Annotated in this window: 18 protein-coding genes; 8 read left to right on the forward strand and 10 right to left on the reverse strand. The window is 48.4% G+C overall.

Annotation, left to right across the window (positions count from 1 at the left end):
* Positions 1 to 191: 191 nt before the first annotated feature.
* The 4 genes from ACFPK9_RS04535 to ACFPK9_RS04550 all read right to left on the reverse strand — a co-directional run bounded on the left by ACFPK9_RS04535 (position 192) and on the right by ACFPK9_RS04550 (position 4,373).
* Positions 192 to 2,033, reverse strand: coding sequence for an SLC13 family permease (locus tag ACFPK9_RS04535; protein ID WP_377093531.1), 1,842 nt, complete (start codon positions 2,031 to 2,033; stop codon positions 192 to 194).
* Positions 2,034 to 2,079: 46 nt separating this feature from the next.
* Positions 2,080 to 2,439 (reverse strand): arsenate reductase family protein, encoded by a 360-nt coding sequence (locus ACFPK9_RS04540; RefSeq protein WP_377093533.1) that lies wholly within the window; start codon positions 2,437 to 2,439, stop codon positions 2,080 to 2,082.
* 35 nt (positions 2,440 to 2,474) lie between these two features.
* The gene (infA, locus tag ACFPK9_RS04545; RefSeq protein ID WP_377096546.1) at positions 2,475 to 2,789 is read right to left on the reverse strand and encodes a translation initiation factor IF-1; all 315 of its coding nucleotides are present in this window, start codon (positions 2,787 to 2,789) and stop codon (positions 2,475 to 2,477) included.
* A gap of 180 nt (positions 2,790 to 2,969) precedes the next feature.
* On the reverse strand, positions 2,970 to 4,373 hold the full coding sequence (locus ACFPK9_RS04550; protein WP_377093535.1) for a tetratricopeptide repeat protein: 1,404 nt from the start codon (positions 4,371 to 4,373) through the stop codon (positions 2,970 to 2,972).
* A 174-nt stretch (positions 4,374 to 4,547) separates the two neighbouring features.
* Between ACFPK9_RS04550 and ACFPK9_RS04555 the strand changes: the two genes are divergently transcribed.
* Positions 4,548 to 5,774 carry a saccharopine dehydrogenase family protein gene (locus tag ACFPK9_RS04555; protein WP_377093536.1) on the forward strand — a complete coding sequence of 409 codons (1,227 nt, stop codon included), beginning with the start codon at positions 4,548 to 4,550 and terminating at the stop codon, positions 5,772 to 5,774.
* A 73-nt stretch (positions 5,775 to 5,847) separates the two neighbouring features.
* Here the strand turns inward: ACFPK9_RS04555 and cobA are convergent, their stop codons facing one another.
* Genes cobA through ccsA form a run of 4 tightly spaced genes read right to left on the reverse strand, consistent with a single transcriptional unit; the run spans position 5,848 to position 10,084 of the window.
* The gene (gene cobA, locus ACFPK9_RS04560) at positions 5,848 to 7,362 is read right to left on the reverse strand and encodes a uroporphyrinogen-III C-methyltransferase (protein ID WP_377093538.1); all 1,515 of its coding nucleotides are present in this window, start codon (positions 7,360 to 7,362) and stop codon (positions 5,848 to 5,850) included.
* Entirely contained in the window at positions 7,359 to 8,306 is a 948-nt protein-coding gene (gene hemC, locus ACFPK9_RS04565; protein ID WP_377093540.1) for a hydroxymethylbilane synthase, read from the reverse strand. Before hemC ends, cobA begins: the two co-directional genes overlap by 4 nt.
* On the reverse strand, positions 8,290 to 9,315 hold the full coding sequence (gene hemA / locus ACFPK9_RS04570) for a glutamyl-tRNA reductase (protein ID WP_377093542.1): 1,026 nt from the start codon (positions 9,313 to 9,315) through the stop codon (positions 8,290 to 8,292). The genes hemC and hemA overlap by 17 nt, the downstream gene beginning before the upstream one ends.
* A gap of 4 nt (positions 9,316 to 9,319) precedes the next feature.
* The gene (gene ccsA, locus ACFPK9_RS04575) at positions 9,320 to 10,084 is read right to left on the reverse strand and encodes a cytochrome c biogenesis protein CcsA (RefSeq protein ID WP_377093544.1); all 765 of its coding nucleotides are present in this window, start codon (positions 10,082 to 10,084) and stop codon (positions 9,320 to 9,322) included.
* Between the two features lie 176 nt (positions 10,085 to 10,260).
* On the opposite strand from ccsA, the gene ACFPK9_RS04580 reads away from it, so the two are divergent.
* Together ACFPK9_RS04580 and ACFPK9_RS04585 are read left to right on the forward strand one after the other, a co-directional pair.
* Positions 10,261 to 10,779 (forward strand): adenine phosphoribosyltransferase, encoded by a 519-nt coding sequence (locus ACFPK9_RS04580; protein ID WP_377093546.1) that lies wholly within the window; start codon positions 10,261 to 10,263, stop codon positions 10,777 to 10,779.
* Positions 10,780 to 10,793: 14 nt separating this feature from the next.
* On the forward strand, positions 10,794 to 12,347 hold the full coding sequence (locus ACFPK9_RS04585; RefSeq protein ID WP_377093548.1) for a glucose-6-phosphate isomerase: 1,554 nt from the start codon (positions 10,794 to 10,796) through the stop codon (positions 12,345 to 12,347).
* 367 nt (positions 12,348 to 12,714) lie between these two features.
* Here the strand turns inward: ACFPK9_RS04585 and ACFPK9_RS04590 are convergent, their stop codons facing one another.
* Entirely contained in the window at positions 12,715 to 13,329 is a 615-nt protein-coding gene (locus tag ACFPK9_RS04590; RefSeq protein WP_377093550.1) for a TetR/AcrR family transcriptional regulator, read from the reverse strand.
* Between the two features lie 200 nt (positions 13,330 to 13,529).
* Here ACFPK9_RS04590 and ACFPK9_RS04595 point away from each other — a divergent pair, with 200 nt between their 5' ends.
* The 5 genes from ACFPK9_RS04595 to ACFPK9_RS04615 all read left to right on the forward strand — a co-directional run bounded on the left by ACFPK9_RS04595 (position 13,530) and on the right by ACFPK9_RS04615 (position 16,574).
* Positions 13,530 to 14,315 carry a DUF3108 domain-containing protein gene (locus ACFPK9_RS04595; protein WP_377093552.1) on the forward strand — a complete coding sequence of 262 codons (786 nt, stop codon included), beginning with the start codon at positions 13,530 to 13,532 and terminating at the stop codon, positions 14,313 to 14,315.
* 53 nt (positions 14,316 to 14,368) lie between these two features.
* Positions 14,369 to 14,965 carry a guanylate kinase gene (gmk, locus tag ACFPK9_RS04600; RefSeq protein WP_377093554.1) on the forward strand — a complete coding sequence of 199 codons (597 nt, stop codon included), beginning with the start codon at positions 14,369 to 14,371 and terminating at the stop codon, positions 14,963 to 14,965.
* 71 nt (positions 14,966 to 15,036) lie between these two features.
* Positions 15,037 to 15,702, forward strand: a complete 666-nt coding sequence (locus tag ACFPK9_RS04605; RefSeq protein ID WP_377093556.1) for a L,D-transpeptidase — start codon at positions 15,037 to 15,039, stop codon at positions 15,700 to 15,702.
* Between the two features lie 91 nt (positions 15,703 to 15,793).
* Positions 15,794 to 16,144, forward strand: a complete 351-nt coding sequence (locus tag ACFPK9_RS04610; RefSeq protein WP_377093557.1) for a hypothetical protein — start codon at positions 15,794 to 15,796, stop codon at positions 16,142 to 16,144.
* 208 nt (positions 16,145 to 16,352) lie between these two features.
* Positions 16,353 to 16,574 (forward strand): hypothetical protein, encoded by a 222-nt coding sequence (locus tag ACFPK9_RS04615; protein WP_377093558.1) that lies wholly within the window; start codon positions 16,353 to 16,355, stop codon positions 16,572 to 16,574.
* A gap of 13 nt (positions 16,575 to 16,587) precedes the next feature.
* On the opposite strand, the gene hrpB is transcribed toward ACFPK9_RS04615, so the two are convergent.
* Positions 16,588 to 19,128 (reverse strand): ATP-dependent helicase HrpB, encoded by a 2,541-nt coding sequence (hrpB, locus tag ACFPK9_RS04620; RefSeq protein ID WP_377093560.1) that lies wholly within the window; start codon positions 19,126 to 19,128, stop codon positions 16,588 to 16,590.
* Between the last annotated feature and the right edge of the window lie 116 nt (positions 19,129 to 19,244).

The following is a 19,244-nucleotide window of genomic DNA, read 5'->3' on the forward strand; positions in this document are numbered from 1 at the left end:
CTGGATAAGAGCACGCTTAGGATTGAATGATTTTAACGGGGGACAAAGTAACACAAGCTCCAACTTTCCATTGAACAGCTAGGCCACAAACCTAGCTGTTTTTTTGTGCATCGTAAGCCCCCAGGTAGAGTTCAATCGCGAAACCTTCAAAACCATTCCCTTTAGATCTTGAGCTTCATAAAATGATCTCTCTAAAATGGCCAAATTACTGGAATCAACATACTAGCCACCAACCAAAGAATGATATTAAGAGGGAAGCCTACTTTAAAAAAGTCTCCAAATTTATAGCCACCAGCCCCGTATACAAATGTATTAGTCTGATACCCAATCGGTGTCGAAAAACTCGCAGATGCACCAAACATCACTGCCACTACAAACGGCCGAGCGTCTACACCCATCTGAATCCCTACAAAGATGGCCAAGGGAGTCAAAAGCGCTGCTACAGCATTGTTAGAAATCATCTCAGTCAGTACATTGGAGAGAAGATAAAATGCTGCCAACATGATGAAAGGCTTCAGCCCAGCATCAACAAAACTTAACCCATCTACCATGCCTACCACTGCTTTCGCCGTATTCTCTGCAAGCCCACTCTGAGACATCGCCATGCCCAATCCGAGCATCCCACAAATCATAAACACCACTTTCCACTCAATCGCCTGAAAGGCCTCGCTCGGGTCAAGGCAGCGCGTCACTAATACCCCAAAGGCACAAGCTAGAGCGATCAATACCGTCGGCAAATTCGGAATACCAAAATTGCCACCAAGTGCTCCAAGCAAGATAAAAGCAGCCAATGCAATAAGCACGTAGGGAGCTTTTTGCACTCGATTCACCCGATGCTTCGGCTCAGACAAGTTAATAAAATCTTTCTGCTGAAACAACTGACGCATCTTCTCAGCCGGACCTTGCACCAATAAAGTATCACCAAATACCAAGCGCTCGTCCTCAAAACGTTCGCGGAGATTCTGCCCTTTCCGATGCACAGCTAATATCAATACACCAAAACGTTGCCGGAAATTCAGCTCCTTCAAGTTCTTACCAATCAATGAAGACTCTGGTCCCAGAATACCCTCCATCAATACAGCTGACTCAGTTCTAATATCTTCCAAACCAAGCGCCTCCTCACCCCGTACGTCCACATCTGAATTCTCCCGGATTCCCATTAAAGCCTCAATACTCCCTTTAAAAACAATCTCGTCTCCAGCTTCGAAACATAATTTCGATAAGGGCTCTCTTAAGCGATGCCCATTGCGCCGCACCTCAATGACTCGAGCTTTCCGTACTCCAGCTAACTCAGTGTCTGGAAAAAACTTACCTGCTAAAGGTGATTCATCCTTTACGAAAGCATGGGTGATAAATTCCCTACTCGTCTCATTATCAATTAATGCCGCCAGCGTAGTACGATCAGGTAATAACTTCCTCCCAATCGTCACCATATACAAGAAAGTAACCACCACGAAAGCGACCCCTAACGGAGTAATTTCGAACATCGTGAACGGCTCCATCACCTTATTGGCAATACCTGCTGCCACCAAATTCGTCGATGTACCAATAATAGTCACCGTTCCACCCGCAACCGCCGCATAAGACAGCGGAATAAGAAAACGCGAGGCCATGTAATTCTTTCGTCGACAAATACCGAGAACAATCGGCATGAACACTACCACCACTGGTGTGTTATTCACAAAGCCAGATAAACAGCCCACTAACACCATCATCACCACCAACATTCTTAGAGGACTGCTAGCAGCCACATTTTCAAACCAGCCACCTAGTGACTCAATCACCCCAGTACGATCTAAAGCCGCACTCAGAATGAACATACAAGCCACCGTAATAGGAGCTGGATGCGCAAACACTGCTAGTGCATTATTCTCAGCTCCAGGGGTCACAGAAAGTACCCCTGAAAAAACGCAGGCTAAGAGCCCCCCAATGGCTACCAATTCAGCAGGAAGCCATTCTTTGACAAATGCCAAGAATACCACGACCATTAAGACCGTGAGATACACTTGCTGCCAATTTTCAAAAAAATCCATCGAGCTCTTACGCTATCAGATCCAACACATTTCTCCTACGAGAAACTCAAGAAGCAACGCTGAAGAATGCTTCCCACTCAGCCTGCTTAAAGCCAACTAAGACTCCTTGCTCAGCTACGACAAATGGTCGCTTCACCAAATTCCCTCTAGACTGAAGAAGCTCCAGAGCCTCATCCTCAGACATCATCAGGAGTTTGTCTTTCATTCCTAGCTCACGGTAATCTCCACCGGAACTATTAAATAAAGCCTTTAAGGCATAGCCTTGCGCCAACGCCAATCGAAACTCCTCAACACTAGGTGGAATCTCCCGAATAGGAATCTCCTTCACCTCGATTGAATGCTCGTTGAGCCACTTCATTGCCTTACGGCAAGTTCCGCAGCCTTTATAGCTGTAATAACGCGTCATGGGGTTTTCCGCAAAATCTGTACTCCGAACTGGAATTACCCAATTCGGAATGTGATACGCGCTTTAGTCGTATCGTAAGGAGACATTTCCATCCGCACGCGGTCACCGACCACAAGGCGAATGAAGCGCTTGCGCATCTTTCCAGAAATGTGCGCCAAGACTTCATGTCCACCAGGGAGTTCCACCTTGAACATAGTTCCCGCAAGTACAGTCTTGATAGTGCCTTCGATCTCTACAGCCTTATCTTCGCGATCATCTTCTGGTTTCTTTTTGAAACGACGACCAGCACCTTTTGAGTTCCTGTTCGGGCGGCGGCGTCCGCCACCTCTTCTTGGTTTTCCTGCGATAATGTCTCCTTTGTTGCTTAATGATTTTTGCGCGACATCTCTTTAGACGAAACTGTCGCTCGGGCGCGCATCTTCATTATTTATAGCATCTTCGCAATACTTATTTGCTTCAATCTGCGAAATTTTAGTCAAAAAAAACCTCACCCAGCTCCTGAGTGAGGTTTTAAAAGTATTCAGTGAACCCTAACTGTAGGACGACTCAACTCGTTGAGCAACATCTCTGTAGCCATAATCCACTTCGTAAATTTCCTTAAAACAAGCAAGCGCATCTTCTTTGACGCCCATTTTTGAATGGATCAGCCCTTTTTCATAAAGAACTTCTTTCTTGGTATCATCCATCCCCTGTAAATCAGCCAAAGCATCTGCGAGCTGCTTGATCGCCAAGTCATGCATTCCTTTACCATCAAAGGCACGAGCCAAAGTCAGTAATACTTTAGTTCGAATATGCGGATTGCGCGTCGCTTGCTGAAGATGCGGAATCGCATCACTATAATTGCCAGCATTATACAGAGCGGAACCTAACTCAAAACGCAGTTGCGGATCTGTCGGGTTTTGCTCAACACGTTTTGAAGCCTCAGCCACAGTACTCATAGCATGCGCCTTCCGCGCCTCATCAAGCTGAGCTCGTAATTCTTCATTGTTAGGATCAGTCTCAAGCTGAGCTTCTAGTGCTGCAAGTTTCTCCTTCGCAACTCTATCACCAAGTTGCTCAGACTTTTTCCTCAAGGCCGCATCACCATTGCTGATCTGAAACGCCCAGTCATAGAATGCATGCGCTGACTCCCACTTTTCTAAATCTTCGTACAGTTTTGCAATTTGCTTAACCACATTGAGATCATTTTGGTCCTGCTCGTATTGGCCAATCAAACCAGCCAACTTTTCTTTCATCTGGTCGCGAGTCATCGCTGCACGATCAGCTTCTTCCAATTTTTTAGCTCCAGCAGCATCCTTCTTCAGCTCATCCATGCTTGCGCCTTCACCCCAACGTTGCTTCTTCATGGAAGCTTTCGCGGAACAATCTTTCGCCCCTTTAACTGCATTAATGTCTCCAGGCGCTTGCTTAACGATGTCATTGTAAACCTCAGTCGCCAAATCTGGACGATCAATACCTACATAATACTCAGCGAGTTTATGCAACATCTTCGTATTTTCTGGAGCGCCTTCACGCACCGTCTCAAGGGCAAATGCTGCAGTCTCTGACATTCCCATCATCAGAGCTGTCTCGAATAAAACCTCATTGACTCCCGCATCATAAGGATTTTTTTCTAACTCTTTCTCAATAAGAATCAATGCTGCAGCAGGATCTTTCTTCGCTGCATTCGAAAGCTTCATCGTATTCACGCCACCAGATAGCAAGCCAGTCAAAGCACTCACTTTCTTTTTCTGGCCTGCGGTCATTTTAGCTGCACACTTTCGCGCCAGCCTCCGCCCTTTTAGAAAACCTGGTTCTTCCTTTAAGACTGCGTTCGCCAAACTAATGGCGTAAGAATAGTTTTGTAGCTCCTCTGCAGAGAGTGCTTTTAACCAGAGAACTTTTAGGTTTTGTGGCAAATCTGCCTCCGTGATTTCTACGAATTGACTGCTCATTAATGTAGGTAATTTGGGTTAAATGTAGATCTAACTAGCGTCGGCTAGGGGATAGATTGGCGGTATCATGACCAAATCATCTCTTATGGCAAGCTAACGCTAAAATTTAACTAAGAAAATCTCTGACATTTTACATTTTTAGACTAAAAAAGGCTCAAGACTATTTCTAACACTATGGCAAAAATACTCATCATCGGCGCCGGCGGCGTCGGTTCCGTTGTGGCTCACAAATGTGCTGAGCTTTCCCAAACCTTCACAGACATCACCTTGGCCTCACGAACTAAAAGTAAATGCGATGCCATTGCCGAATCAGTAAAGCAACGCTACGGCGTTCAAATCAAGACCGCTGCCATTGACGCTGATGACGTGGCAGCCACAGTCGCTCTCCTCAAACAGCTCAAACCTTCGCTGCTCATCAACGTAGCCCTCCCCTACCAAGACCTGCCTCTGATGGATGCCTGCCTAGAAGCTGGAATTCACTACCTAGATACAGCCAACTACGAACCGCCCAATGAGGCCAAGTTCGAATACCACTGGCAATGGGCCTACCAAGACAAATTTAAGAGCGCTGGTCTCAAAGCACTACTCGGTTCTGGCTTTGACCCTGGTGTCACTAATGTCTTCACCGCTTGGGCTCTCAAACATCATTTTGATGAAATCCACTACCTCGATATCGTCGACGTCAATGGCGGCGATCACGGCCAAGCATTCGCGACCAACTTCAACCCGGAAATCAACATCCGTGAAGTCACCGCCCCCTGCCGCCACTGGGAAGATGGAGCATTTCGCGAAACCGAAGCCATGTCCGTCAGCCAAAAATTTGACTGCCCAGAAGGAGTCGGTAGCTACTCCATTTACCGCATGTACCACGAGGAAATGGAATCGCTCACCAAACACATTCCTACCATCAAGAAAGCACAATTCTGGATGTCCTTCTCAGAAAACTACATCAAGCACCTCGAAGTCCTTCAAAACATTGGCATGACCCGCATTGATGAAGTCGAATATAATGGCCAGAAAGTAATTCCTCTCCAGTTCCTCAAAGCCGTTCTCCCCGATCCAGGCGACCTCGGAAAAACAACCACCGGCAGAACCTGCATCGGTTGCATCATTCGTGGAATCAAAGACGGAGAAGAAAAAGCGATCTATATCTATAACATTTGCGACCACGAAGAATGCTTCGCGGAAGTTGGTTCCCAAGGAGTTTCCTACACCACCGGCGTCCCTGCCATGATTGGCGCAAAGCTCATGTTAGAAGGAAAATGGACTACCGAAGCTGGCGTCTGGAACATGGAACAAAATGATCCAGATCCATTCATGGAAGACCTCAACAAATACGGCCTCCCGTGGAAACTTGTCGAACTCACTACCGAGCAGGCAAAAAACCTCAGCGTCATCTAAGACTTTACATTTCCAATACAAAGGGACGGCTGATCACTCGGCCGTCCCTTTTTTCAGATCAAAAAATAGCGTCCTATTCAGAGTCCGAACACAACTTAACCACCGCCTCGACCAGGCCTTCAATATTGTGTTTTTCGGCCTGAACATCTGGCTTCTTACCAATCACTTCAAGAGTCGCACTCGTTACAGGCCCAATCGACGCCACTTTACATGTGTCAGGGAATGGCATGTTGAGCGCAAAGAAATGCTTCGCAGCCGATGAGCTCACAAATGTCACAACATCAGCACCCTCTTGCTCAAAACGACCTTTCGCACCATTCGGGTCTTCAAATTCAGGAACCGTCTTGTAGGCGATACATTCGTCAACAATCGCACCAAGCGCAGACAATCCAGTCTGAATCGTATCGCGCGCTTCAGCACCACGCACCCACAGAATCGTTTGGTTTTCGATGTGCTCATTATCAGCAAACGCTTTCACTAAGCCTTCTGCCACAAAAGTGTCTGGAATCAGATCCACCGCTAATCGGTAGTCATTCACCTTCTTCGCAGTACCTGGCCCGACCGCCGCTATCTTCACACCACCAATGCTGCGAGCATCATCGTACACACTGAAAAAGGCGTCGAAGAATCGTTCCACACCATTTGGACTACTAAACACAAGCCAATCGTAAGTGTGCACTTGGCCCACTCCTTCCACGAACTCCTGCTTATCGTCAGGATGCTCGATCTTAATCGTTGGAATCTCTAACACCTCAGCGCCGAGTTCTGTCAGTTGCTTATTCAACTCACTCGCCTGCGAACGCGTACGTGTCACCACAATCTTTTTTCCGTGTAACGGACGGCCTTCGAACCAATTAATATCTTCTCTTTGTTTCACAACGTCTCCAATGATCGCCACTGCTGGCGCTTTAAAATTTTGTTCTTCTACAATGTCAGCAATCGTGCTGAGTGTGCCCTGAATCGTCTTCTGATTTCCTGTTGTCGCCCATCTCACAAGAGCTATCGGCGTCTCTGGCTCAGCCCCGAACTTTAAAAATTCGTCACAAATAAGCCTCAGCCTCTGCACTCCCATCAGAAAAACCTTAGTTCCACCGCTTTGGGCCAGCTGCTCGTAATCCAAACGGCTCTCACCCTTCGTCGGATCTTCATGCCCAGTAAATAAAGTTAACTGAGAACAATGCTCACGATGTGTCACCGGAATCCCCGCGTAGGCAGGTCCCGCGATCGCCGAGGAAATCCCTGGAACAATCTCAAAACGCACCCCCGCATCAGCGAGCCGCTTTGCTTCTTCACCACCGCGCCCAAAAATCGTCGGATCGCCTCCTTTAAGACGCACAACCACTTTTCCCTCCATCGCTTTCTCTACTAAGAGCTCATTAGTCTCTTGTTGAGAGAGCGCATGATTATCCGCACGCTTCCCCACATAAATCAACTCGCAGTCAGCTTTCGACCAGCGCAAGAATTCATCGGCGATCAAGGCATCATAAACTAACACATCAGCCTTCTCGATGCACTCTTTCGCCTTGAGAGTCACAAGGCCAATATCTCCCGGACCTGCTCCGACGAGATAACAAACACCAGCTTTCATGATAAAGATCTAAACAGATTCCCAGCCACTTTCAATGGTTCAGATGCTGGACCTGAAACTTCTGCCTCTAACGGATCACCAATCGCCTCACCTTCTGGGAAAACAATGCCTTCCATCAAAAGGGAATCTCCGAAGAACTGCGTAGAAACACCCACGGGAGTATGGCAGCCACCATCAAGCAAGCGCAAAAACTCGCGCTCCGCTTGAATCCGAGTCATCGTTGGAGCGTGATTAATCGCCTTTGCAAATTCAGCAGCTTTACTATCACCCTTACGAATTTCAATTGCCACCGCACCTTGACCTGCCGCTGGTAAAAATGTCTCAGCATCCAACGTAGCACCATAAACTGGCCCAGCTTCGGTAGACATCTCGCCCGTTGCATTATAGCCAAGTCTCACAAGGCCAGCTTCCGCAAGCAAAATACCATCTAGTTCTGGATCTTCAGCAAGCTTGCGCAAACGTGTTGGGACATTGCCTCGAATATCCACCATTTCTACATCTGGACGCAAATGACGTAACATCTTCTGACGTCGACATGAAGAGCTAGCGACCTTCGCTCCTTGCGGAAGCGCATCCAGCCCACCTTCACCCTTCGTGATCAAAATGTCCGATACCGGCGCGCGCTCTAGCACAGAAACAATTTCAAATTGATCCTCTAACACCGTCGGAACATCCTTCAGACTGTGCACTGCGATATCGATCTCTCCCTGCTCTAGTGCCACCTCAAGCTCTTTGATAAAAACTCCTTTATCAAACACCCCCTCCTCCTTCGCCACATCTGCCAGTGACACATCTGTGCGTCTATCGCCAGTGGTTGTGATAACCTTCCGGATAATTTCAGCTTCAGGGAAAGCTTCACGCAGCAGACCTTCAGTCATTTCAGCCTGCACTAAGGCAAGCGCACTGCCGCGGGTGCCTACTACCAGTTTATTGGGTGTACTCATTTCTTTGATTGATAGAAAGTTTTTCGACTTCTTCCTCGATAATTTGTTCGCAAACTCGGACCTGCTCCTGACGTTTACTTCGATTTTCTTCCGCTTGCTCCTGAAGTGTATCGAGATCGTAAAGATAGACTTCTTCTATTTTCCCTACATCAGGATCAATGTCTCGCGGCATCGCAATGTCGATCATAAATAATGGTCGGTATTTGCGCTTTGCACGCACGTTTTCCACATGCGCAGGCAAGACCACTGGCTCTGATGCACCTGTCGATGACACCACTACATCCACCTTAGCCAGCACGCGTTCCCAATCATCGAACGCCACTGCTTCTCCGCCCATCTCTTCAGCAAGTTTTTGGGCATTCGCTAGCGAACGGTTCACTACGTAAATTTTCTTCGCGCCACGCTCCATCATCCGTTGCGCCGTGATATAACTCATCTCGCCCGCTCCGATCACCATAACCTCACTATACTTAAGGTGACCAAAAATTTTCTCCGCGAGATCCACCGCCACACTCCCCACAGAAGTCTGCCCTCCTTGGATCGTCGTCTGAGTCCTCACCTTTTTCCCTACTGTAAACGACTTTTGAAAAAGCTTATTGAGGACACCGCCTGTCGCCGCCGCATGTAAAGCTTTGCTATAAGCCTGCTTCACCTGACCAAAAATCTCCGTCTCCCCCAGCACCATCGAGTCCAAACCACTCACGACTCGGCACAAATGACGAGCGGCGTCATCTTCAACCTTTTTATAAAAATGCTTAGAGTCATCTTCCGTAAAAACAGTGCCACCAGCTAAATATTCCTTAATGCTTTCTTCCGCTGAATCGACCTCTTCAGCCACGGCATAGACTTCCATGCGATTGCAGGTAGAAAGCACTACCACTTCACTCACACCATCTCTCGCCGTCAGCTCCTTGCTCGCCTCACCTAACCGCTCCGCAGACACGGCGAAACGCTCGCGCACGTCAACAGGCGCGGTCTGATGATTCAACCCCAGACAAAGTAAATTCATGCTTCTAGAGAACTGCGAATACTACGAGTGATACGGCAAACAGCGTCACTACGCTCATCGCCATCCGAACCGGGGTCATCCCTCGCACCTGCCAAATTGTCAAGAGAAGCGTATAGCTAAACCAGACAGCCACCGCAGCCCACAAATGCGCCCAACCACCCGATGTCTTATCGGGCATTAACAATCCACAAAACACTCCACCACTTAAAACCAAAGTCCCGACACCAGTCAAACGTACCATCGATGCAGTAATCGAACTCAATGGCGGCAATTTCATGAACAAGCCAGACTTCATCTCGTGATGCTTCAACTTGTTATTCAACACCATAAACATCACCCCGGCAATCGCAGCTAAACCAAGTGCTCCATACGCTAATACCGAAAGGGCCGCATGTGTTTCATGCCAAGGTTCCACATCAAATGCCTTCTCAGGACTCACTTCCATCATTCCAGGAATCGCCGCTATAAAGAGCATCAAACTCACCACCGGCGCCGAAAACACCCCTAACAAGGACAATCGATACGTCGACCCAATCAACAAATAAAATATCGTCATCGACCACGCCAAAAAAACCAGAATCTCACCGATATCGCCCAATGGACATTGCCCGCGCAGCTCTCCACGCACTCCTAAAACCGCACATTGGGCAACAAAAGACAACAGCATCCACACCACTGTCCAGCTGCTCCGCCGGCCATGTTGCACCGAACGCATACCCAAATACCCCGCCATCCCAGCTAGGATAGCGGCTATTAATAAATAAATCATGGAAGGCGTCACCCCCCACCCATGCTATAGCACGCCCATTGATTCAAGTAGAACTTCTCTATCTCCTCACTACGCAATCCTTCACTTTTCTCCGCTAATGCGCTAATTTTGCGAAAAGCTATAGGACTATCTGAAATTTTGCGTGCATTTTTGCTAGAGTGCTTTTTGATCAAGCCATGCCCCAGCGACTGAGAGATGCCATTAGAGACGTACCCGACTTTCCGAAGCCGGGCATCCTTTTTAAGGACATCACTCCCGTCTTAGCTGACCCAGTACTTCTCCAGCTCAGTATCGATAAAATGACTGAATCCGCCAGCGACTTCGCTATCGATAAAGTTGTCGGCATCGATGCTCGCGGTTTCCTTTTCGGACCATCCGTTGCACTCGCGAAAAATGCAGGCTTCGTTCCTGTCAGAAAGCAAGGAAAACTTCCTTGGAAAACAAATTCCATCTCCTACGCTTTAGAATATGGTGAGAACATCCTCGAAATCCATCAAGACGCAGTCTCCCCAGGCGACCGCGTCATGGTCATTGATGACTTACTTGCCACTGGCGGAACTGCCAGTGCTACTGTAAAACTCCTAAAAGAACTCGGCGCCGAAGTCTCCTGCGTGATCTTCCTCGTCGAACTCGACTTTCTCGACGGTCGAAAAAACATCGACTGCGATAACATTCATTCCATTCTTAACTATTAGAAAAACGAACAACCATGTCTAACTGGCAATCTTACAACTCCAATCTTACACGCTATTCCGACCTCGGATTCACCCTCGACCTCTCCCTCATGGATCTCACAAATGATTTCCTCAAAGAGATGGAGCCTAAGGTCGATCGCGCCATCAAAGACATGGTCGCACTCGAAGCTGGTGAAGTTGCAAACCCAGATGAAGGACGCATGGTTGGTCACTACTGGCTACGCGACGCCAACCTCGCTCCCAATGACACGATCAAGTCGCAAATCACCGAGCCTCTCGCAGCGCTTAAAGAATTTTCAGAAAAAGTGCTTACCGGAGAAATCGCTCCTCCAAACGGCGGTCGCTTTGAAAACCTTCTCATCGTCGGCATTGGCGGCTCAGCACTCGGACCTCAATTCATTTACGACGCCCTCGGTGAAGATTCTAAACTCGACACCTACTTCTTTGACAACACCGACCCCACTGGACTCGACCGCACACTTCGTGCCATCGGCGGCGGACTCAATAAAACCCTTGTCCTCGTAGTTTCCAAATCAGGGGGCACTCCTGAAACTCGCAATGGCATGCTCGAAGCTCAGGAATTTTTCGAATCCGAGAAACTCGACTTCGCCAAACACGCCGTCGCTATCACTGGAGAAGGCTCCAAACTCTTCAATTACGCCACAGAACACAACTGGCTCACTACCTTCCCAATGGAAGATTGGGTCGGCGGCCGCACCTCCGTGATGTCCACTGTCGGCCTCGTTCCTGCTGCCCTCCAAGGCATTGATATCGATTCCTTCCTAGCTGGCGCCGCCGCCATGGATAAAAAGACTCGCTCTCAGAACCTTGCTGACAACGCTGCTCTCAGACTCGCACTCGGTTGGTATGCAGCCGGAAATGGCAAAGGGGAAAAAGACATGGTCATTCTCCCATACAAAGATTCACTCGGCCTCTTCTCAAAATACCTCCAACAGCTCGTCATGGAGTCTCTTGGTAAAGAGCACGACCTCGACGGTAACGTCGTCAACCAAGGTATCGCAGTCTATGGCAACAAAGGATCTACCGACCAACACGCCTACGTCCAACAACTCCGCGATGGTGTCAAAAACTTCTTCGCGACCTTCATCGAAGTCCGCAAAGGTCGCGACGGTGAAAGCATCGAAGTCGATCCGTCCATCACCACTGCCGACTACCTCCAAGGCTTCCTCCGTGGAACGCGTAAAGCGCTTTACGAATCCGGTCGTAACTCCATCACTATCTCCATCAATGAAGTGACCCCATTCACTGTCGGCATGATCATCGCCCTCTACGAACGCGCAGTCTCATTCTACGCATCACTCGTCAACATCAACGCCTACCACCAACCAGGCGTTGAGGCGGGTAAAAAAGCCGCAACAACCTTCCTCGAACTACTCAATCAAGTGCGCGGGGCTCTCACTGGATGGGATAAAACTGCTGGCGATATCGCTGAAGCCACAGACAACAACCCTGAAGACGTCTATCACGCACTCGTACACCTCGCTGCAAATGGCGAAGCAACACAGAGCGAAGGCGCGACTCCAGCCGAAGATAAATTCAAGATCTAGGCCGTCTTGAAAAATTAATTTACTGCACGGTGAGAGCTCATTTTGATCATAGCAAGGCGGTGAAGGAGGAATTAACTCTTTACCAACACGGCTAAGTTCTAAATGAGCCTCAAGGCTTTTTACAAACGTATCTAACCAGCCAATTTCAACGTCAAAGACAACACTGTCGTATGGTGGAGTAATTTACCCACACGGACTAAACTATCTTTAGACCAATACTGGGTTCCATTTTAACAATAACACCCAGTTCCTTTATAGCCGTAGCTCTCCCTGAGTTACGGCTATTTTCCACCTTCTAACCCATTAATGACTACACAAAAAAAGACACCCCTCAAGAGTGCCTTTACATGCTAAACTGTCACACTCGCTAGGCTGAAAAGCCAGAGAGCACAAACTTCACAAACTCGTCAAAATCTTTATCTTTATCCACAGGACCTGTCTCGCCCACCGTCTTCCTCGCTAACGAAGCAAATGTTTCATATTGCAGAGCCGCTCCGATCGAAAAGAGTAAGCGCTGAAGAATCTCTTGCGGCGTCAAGTGCGTCACCTTCGTCGAAATTATGGTCACATACTTCTGAAAGACCTCAGTATAGAGAGCCAAAACAGAATTGGGCACATCATAATCACGCTCAATCATATAACGCGCTGCCAAGCGAGCCAAGATATCCTGATTGCTCCCATGCTCCTCTGGGAACATGATAGGTCGCGCATAACTTTCCAAAATACTTTGAAGTGTGAGATTCTCAGTACCACCCGCTTCAGCAATCGCAGCTTCTAACAAATCCATACGATGCTGGTTCGCTGGATTGAGAACCTTCTTAACAACCTCTTGAATCAGTCCATCTTTACTACCAAAATGATAACTCACAGAAGCCAGATTCACCCCAGCTTCATTAGTCACATCGCGAACCGAAACGTCTTCAAAACCTCTCTCACTGAAAAGTTTCCAAGCAGCTGCTAGAATTTGATCTCTTGTACTCATTTGTCTTAAAGCAGACTAAGACAATACCCTACTTTTGCAACCCATAAACAAACGCTTAACAATATTTATCGAAAATGTTAGAGAGCTCTTGTCTTCCACTACATTGCGAAGACTTTCTCCACCTCCCAACTCAAATCAAAACTCGTGGCACTCCATTTTTTCTGCTAACTCATCCGAGCCATTTACACCCAATTGAAATCATGAAAATTGTCTTCCTCGTCCTTCTCTCTATGATTTCTGTCTACGGTGGATGGGCCGAATCGATCTTGCCTTATTCGTCCGGTAAACACACCCCCTTCCCCCCCACAAAACTCGATTACATTCTCAGCTGGAATGGAGCGATCAACTCTGGAAAGCTCACCTTGGAACTTGGCAAGCACGACCGGCGTTACCCCGATGTATTCCTCACGCATAGTTACGGCCGCTCCACTGGTGCCGCCTACGCCCTCTTCCCATATACCTTCACATTCACCTCATTTGCTCAGCTACACACGCACCGCCCCCTCATTTTCGTCGCCAATGAAAAAGACCGGAAAGAGACTATCGATACTAAAAACTCCTACAAACCTCCTGGGATCCACCACTATTCAAAAACTGTCGAAACCAAAGACCAACAAGTCCACATCAAGGATCACAACTTCGCCGCGCGAGCCGTACACGACCCCATAACTGCCATGCTCGCCATTCGCAAACAACCCCTTCACAATGGCGACACCGAACAGCTCTGTTGCCATCCATTCGCCAGTCCATACCTTATCTCCATAAAAGTTTTAGGACGTGAAAAACACCTCGATCGCGACTGCATCAAACTCGATATCCAAATTCGCAAAATTGATAAAAAAACAGCGAAGCTCAAAGACTACAAAAAACTCAAAAAAGCCACCATGTGGATCAGCGATGATAGCCAGCGTATCCCCATCGAACTACGCTCTAAAGTCTTCATCGGCGACGTCCGTGCCACGCTCGTGAAACAAACTCCTTTGTAATTTAGTCACAATCCGCACTTGCAGATTTCTTCCACATCTATTGATCTCAACTCATGTCTCAGCGATCTGGCATTCTATTTTTAGTTTCTGGCCCATCAGGGTCAGGCAAAACAACTCTCTGCCGTAGGCTCTCCGAAGAAGGAGAAGCGAGCTACGCCATTTCCTGCACCACCCGCCAGCCACGACCAGGTGAAACCCACGGAAAAGACTACTTCTTTCTCAGCATCCCCGAATTTAAAGAAAAAATAGCCAACGGTGAGTTCCTCGAATTCGCCGAAGTTCACGGCAATTTCTACGGCACCCTCACCTCCGAAGTTATCAACAAGCTAGAACAAGGAACCGATGTTGTGTTAGACATCGATGTCCAAGGCGCAGCTCAAGTCAGAGACACCACGAACCCCACTGTGAAAAACGCCCTCGTTGACATCTTCATCATGCCGCCCAGCAAGGAAGAACTCCATAAGCGCCTCTCTGGACGCGGTACAGACAGTACTGAAGTCATCGCGACACGCATGAAAAACTCCCTAGAAGAAATGGAGCACTGGCCAAAATACACCTTCCGCCTACTCTCTCGCACTCACGAGGAAGACTACACCCACTTCAAATCTCTCCTACTTGGCGAGCGTCTCCGCATCAACCGCCATCTCTAGAGTTCTCTCCTATCCAATCTTGATCTTTGACAACTAGATCTTTATTATGTGACAATCCGTCAGCCTACACTATGAATCCTCAATTGAATCTGCGCGCGATGCGCCTCGTGAGCCTAGCCCTCTGCTCTCTCTTTTTTGCAAACTGCGCCAGTGGTCCGCCAAAAGCTAACCCAAATCAAACGGGTGCCTATGAAGCTGTCCACGTAAATCCTTACCCTCCGGGAACCTATGCACACTTCAAAGCCAGCGCTAACTATCCAAAAACCTATTCGATCTACCGTGACGAAGCTCTCCTAGCTGCCACATCTCCGAGTAATTCAGAGGTCATCATTGACCGCGACCTACAGCGTGGACTTCTCCTTAACAACGGAAAAGTCGCCATGGACTACCCCGTCTCCACCGGTAAAGGTGCATTCCCAACACCAAGCGGAAGCTTCACTATCCTTGAAAAAAAGCGTGATGGGAAACGTTCAAACCTCTACGGGAAAATCTACGATGCTGAAGGAAATGTCGTAAACAGTGACGCCGACTCTACTTCTGATACTATTCCAGAAGGCGGGAAATTTGTAGGAGCATCTATGCCGTATTGGATGCGTATCACTTGGACAGGTGTTGGTATGCACCAAGGTCGCGTCCCACGCTACCCAGCATCTCATGGTTGCATCCGAACCTACTACAAAGCTGTCTCCACAGTATATTCGAAAGTCGATAAAGGAACTCCAGTTGTCGTCCGCTAATCTTCTTTCTGATCTTCCCTTCCAAGTATTTACACGCACCTAGATTGCCCCTAAGCAACGTCTCGTCTCCCACGAAATAAGCCCAGCAACCATGGCAGCACCAAAGAAACAAGATCCAGCAATCGCAAAAGAACGCGCCGAAGCGTGGACCGGTGATGCAGTTCTCGCCCTCTACGTCCGTGAATGGATCCTCCGTGAATTCGGCAAAATGGATGGCGAAATGTTTGTCCGTTTTACTTCTAACGATTTTCTGCGATGCGCTGGCAACCCAACATCTGTGGAAGCACAAATCGGACGCATCTACGCAGCCGACGGCTTACAAGCTGGCTTCGACTGGATCGAAAAAGAGCTCTACCCAAAATTCCTTGTCGCTGAAAAAGAATACCAACGGAAACAACTCACCCAGATACCCCGAAGGCTCCGTAAGTACGGTAAAAAATAGTATGCCACATCACCCTCCCTCGGACGCGCTCACTTGAGCGCGTTTTTTTGTGTCTACTTCAAGCCATAAATGAATGTCATTCACCCCTATTAAACACTTAGATTCATACACAAAACTCACATGAAAAAGTGATTTCAAAAAACACTTTGGCACGCTCAATGCTAATTCCAGTTTACCCCCCTAAACTTTAACTAACAAAAACACATCAATGCAAACTGCCCCTGATTATTCTATCACTGATCTTGTTCATGGCTGGAGATTCAAAGTCACCGAAACAGCAAAAAACTTATTCAAAGCTGAAGGATTACATCTTTATGGGGAAAAAATATGCATCGAAAATTCAAACAACCCCAACAATGCCCTTAACGCCTGCGCGCAGGCAGCCCGCGACTACAACGCAGGCAGCTTTCTCCCCAATAAATCTAGATAGTTCACTAATACCTCTATCGATCCAACTCCCACTTGTGCTTCGGATAGCGCCCCGCCAAATCTTTCCGCATTTGCTCAAATCCCGATTCCCAGAAATTCGAGAGGTCTTGAGTCATTTGCCACGGACGCTGGTTCGGAGCACACACCTGAACTAACAACTTCACCTTACCCTCCGCAATCGTAGGTGTCTCCCTAACCCCAAACAGTCTTTGTACCTGAAGTGCGATCGTTGGCTGTTTCCCAATCTCATATTTCACTTTCACCTCCCTGCCATTCTCTAACTTAATACGAGTTGGAGCATAGTGATCCAGCGCTGCTTTCTGACCGGCTGAAAGCCAACTTGCGAGCGCTGGCATCACTTCGCGGTCTTTAATATCTTTATAGCCAAAAGCACCTTCACAGATTTGCTCAAAAGCGATTGCTCGATCTTCTTCATCAAAACCCGGTAATTCCAACTCAGGCATCCACTCCCTCAAGCAAAGTAAACGCGCGATCCATTGCTCAACTACCTGATCCCACTTCTTTAACTTCAACTCACCATTGGCCACCCGCTCAGCCAATAGCTGCGCTGCCATTGCCGCGTCAGGAGTCCCGCTGTCTTTGCTTGCTAAAACGAGATCTCGAAAACGAGTTTCCTTACGATTCACTACCCGCCGAATCGTTTCATCATAATATGCGCTCTCACCGTCAGAAAACGACTCGGGAAACATTTTCTGAATCTCTTCCACTCGTACCTGAACGCATCGGTTCAAGTAAAGCTTCACTTCTTTCGCCCCAACCTCAGTCAACTCAGTTGCGATAAATACCTCAGCTTTTTTGACAACACTGAGCTCATCTAACACCCCCTTGCGCCCGCCTACTAAGCGACAAGCAAAGTTCCCTTTACCTACTCTCACTGCCAGTTGATCGCTAAACGCCGCAAGCATCGCACGACTCACCGCTTCAGCATTGCTATCAAAATCAACCTTCTCGAGCGGCATCCCCTGTCGCTCGCAAAGCTTCTTCACCTGAACCACCGATTTCTCCACTTCTCGAGCTCCTCTCGCCAACACCCCAATCGCTGAACACCTCCTTGGGTCAAACTGCATTTGCTGAGCCGACTGAAAACCCCGCCATTCGCTAGCGAAGTCAGTCAAGTCATCATCATAAGAAAAATGCTTTCTCCCTTCACCTTTGCGTAAAAACACTCCTTCACCCTGCACACTCGCCGCAATAAACACCGCCTCGGCCAAGCAACCTTCCTCCTGCGCTGCTAACAACAACCTCGAATAGCGCGGGTGCATTTGCAGCACACCCATCCGCTCTCCCATTTCTGTCAGCTCGCCATTGCTATCGATCGCAGCCAATTCCCCTAACAACTCTTCAGCATGCTCGATCAATGGATCACGCGGACACTCTAGCCAAGGAAATTTCCGCACATCCAGACAACCACGCTTCTTGAGTTGAAGCATAGTCTCGGTGAGATCTGCGCGGTGCACTTCCGGTAACTCATATGTTAGCCTTCTCGCGTGATCAGCCTCACTCCATAATCTTAGACAATAACCCGGCCCTGTCCTCCCTGCTCGCCCAGCCCGTTGTTCAGCTGCAGCTCTAGAAATCTTTTTCACCATCAAGGTGTCAATCGCCCGCAAGGGGTCGTACTGGGAAATGCGGGCCAAACCAGTGTCGATCACACCGCGCACTCCATCAATCGTCAGCGAGGTTTCCGCGACATTGGTAGAAACAATAATCCTGCGTTTCTCGGCAGCCCCTGACACCGCCAAATCCTGCGCCTCGGGTGATAACGCACTATATAAGGGACACACCAGAAACCCTCTCGTCCATGAAGCACTTTCTAACAACTCCACTGTCCGACGGATCTCATACACCCCTGGCAGAAAAATGAGTAAATGTCCCTCGCTCTGCTGCGCTAGCACATCTTTCGCAGCAGCAGCGCAACGCTCCCACAATGCAACCTCCCTCTTTGCTCCACGGCTCTGTACAGGCAACGCTTGATAGGCCACCTCCACAGGATAACTCCGACCACTCGCTTCGATCTGTACACATTGCTCACCTAAATATTCATACAAGCCCCCCATCTCCAGTGTCGCAGACATCACCACCACCTTGAGATCCTTCATCTTTTGCTCCTGTAATTGGAGACACAGTGCCAGTGACAGATCACTTGCTAGCCGACGTTCATGGAATTCATCAAACACCACAGCACCCACTCCATCCATCTGCCCGCGCTCTAACCACGACTCTAACACCCCATCAGTCACGTAAACAATCCGCGTCTCCGTCCCCATCTGTCTGTCGAAGCGCACCACGTGCCCTACCTCACCACCGACTTTACCTCCACGCATCTGTGCAACTCGACGCGCTAACATCCTAGCTGCAATTCTCCTCGGCTGCACCACTACAATAAGTCCCTTCACCTCGTCTAAAATCATTTGCGGAACAGCTGTCGATTTCCCCGACCCCGTAGGCGCCTTAAGTAAAATGCGCGCAGCTTCCCGCGCGTGAACGCTTTCCACTAACTTTTTTTCAACTTGGTAAACTGGTAAATCTCTCATTCCGCACTCCGTTCTTGCTGCTTACATAATCGCACTCAGTAAATTTGCCCAACAACTTTACATTTTTCTGAAAGATCTCCAACCTCGCTACCTTATAGTGCTGGCACACTCTCATC

Source organism: Rubritalea spongiae (genome assembly GCF_042652385.1).
In the GTDB taxonomy this organism is placed as follows: domain Bacteria; phylum Verrucomicrobiota; class Verrucomicrobiia; order Verrucomicrobiales; family Akkermansiaceae; genus Rubritalea; species Rubritalea spongiae.